3 protein-coding genes are annotated in these 2,079 nt (G+C 36.8%); all 3 read right to left on the bottom strand.

Annotated features, from left to right (window positions below):
• The coding region (locus AB1414_19860) for an alpha/beta fold hydrolase (protein ID MEW6609669.1) at nucleotides 1-563 on the bottom strand (563 nt) is incomplete at its 3' end.
• Nucleotides 564-579: 16 nt separating this feature from the next.
• A complete protein-coding gene (locus tag AB1414_19855; protein ID MEW6609668.1) occupies nucleotides 580-1,608 on the bottom strand; it encodes a hypothetical protein in 1,029 nt (342 codons plus the stop codon).
• 95 nt (nucleotides 1,609-1,703) lie between these two features.
• Nucleotides 1,704-2,079 (bottom strand): hypothetical protein (locus AB1414_19850; GenBank protein MEW6609667.1); only part of this gene is annotated, 376 nt, incomplete at its 5' end.

The raw sequence follows: 2,079 nt of genomic DNA, 5'->3' as shown, positions 1-2,079 counted from the left end.
GCCCATTCACTGCCACAATGCGGTGTATTTACATTAATAAACCGCTTAACCTTATCTGCACCACCATGCTGAAGATAATACCTACCTATAAGTCCTCCCTGGGAATGACCAACGATAATGAGTTTATCTTCTTTTCCCCAATTATCTCCGTAATATGCTTTTAATATTTCTTTTATTTTTTCATCAAGTTTGGCATTATGTGAATTCAGCGGATTAGCACTCCCTACCTTATTCTTCCCACCATAATCAAACGCCTCTAAATAATGCTTCACTACCTTGTTCTGCGGAGCATCTGGATTTTTAAGGTCATAAGTGACTGGTTTATAAGGATCCGGTGTGATATCAATGTCCTCTTTATTATATTGTTTCCATCTATAACCAAAGTACTTCTCTAATTCTTTAGTAGCAGTATCCCAGGTTAAAGAATTAGCGTTAATCCCATGAATGAATAGAACAGGCATAGGAGCATAAGTAGTACAACTACCCCAGGTAAATTCTTCACCCTTTGTTTTACTTCCCAAAAGACAAAGCAATACGAAGATACATAAAATTATCCTTTTCATGATGATTTATCCTCCTTTACCAAATATTGTTTGGCTTTTTGTATACAAAATGTTCTTCGTGTACAGGAAATGGTTCTTTCCTCGGAAGAACTTTTTCATTCTTACTATCATATATAATCATGTCGATCTCATTAAGAACAAAATTTCCATCTAAAGAATATTTTCCCCAATAATGAGGTCTATCAATTACCTCACCATCTAAATTCACTATTCTGTTTCCTCCCACTAAAAGCATTTTCCCCTCTAATGTCCAACCTGCAAGGTGAGGACTCTCAATCACCCTCCTCCTCTCAGAGCCATCCGGTTTCATCACCCAAATCCACCCTTTGCAGGTAAAGGCAATCAAGTCGCCTTTAGGAGACCAGATAGGGGAAGTAATCCATATATCTACTTCTTCACTAAGTATTTTATTTTTATTACTTCCATCTGCATCCATTACCCAAAGGCTATCATAATCTTCATAACCTTCTAAGAATCCATCTTTTCTTCGCTTTTCTTTTTTTATATGCATCCGATATACAATCTTTTTCCCATCAGGAGACCAGGAGGGGTGAGCACCATCTGAACTGATACATCTCTCATTAGTTCCGTCTATATTGATAGTCCATATACCGGTATCTTCTAAATTATAAACCAGTTTATGAGTAGCCTTACAATAATCCATATAAGGTTTTCCCAAACCTAATCCACCAATCTCCAGATGGTTTTTATATTTTCTCTTATACATCTTCCTTGCCTTCTTAGTGAATATTTCTACTATCTCCTTCTTCTCCGTCCCATCATAATTCATCGAGCAAAGGAAGTATTTAACATCATGAATAAAATATGTCCCACCTGTAACTAGATCAGGGTTTTCACTTTCTACAGCAAATGTTACTTTCTTAATAAAATAAATCTTATTGTTTTCACCCCAGCATGGTGCATGATAAGAAATAGAGTCACTCCGCCAGCTTTTACCAAACAGAAATCCTCCCATAGCATAAGCCAATGCAGAAACAGAGCTCAACCATACCCCTAATCCTACTAACATTATCTTTTTACTCATTTTATCTTTACCTCCCATTTAAGTACACGGATTTCACGGATGACTGTTTTTATATACACGGATTTCACGGATGACACAGATTTACACGGATTTTTTTAAATTATATTTTTATCCGTGCTAATCCGTGCAATCTGTGTAATCCGTGTACTAACACTTTCTGGCATATCCGTAGTATTTACTTCTTTAAGAAATTTGCTATCAGGCATTAAATCATATATTGCCCCTTCTCTTTTAAATAGGATAGTTATTATTTGTTTTCCAAGAAGTTCTGGGCTACGATGAGTTCTTAAGGAATAGATAGAGGCAGCAAGCCCCGGGACTAGAGATAAAACCTTTTCTTTCCTTTCAAGAAAAGGCGTGATAAAAGGTGGTAGTCCTATACTTAACCAGGCACCTGAAGCCCATTCACTGCCACAATGCGGTGTATTTACATTAATAAACCGCTTAACCTTATCTGCACCACCATGCTGA

It is taken from the genome of bacterium, assembly GCA_040755795.1.
Classification (GTDB): Bacteria; UBA9089; CG2-30-40-21; order CG2-30-40-21; family SBAY01; genus JBFLXS01.
The sequence above is the reverse complement of the archived record's forward strand: the minus strand, read 5'-3'. Positions and strand labels throughout refer to the sequence as shown.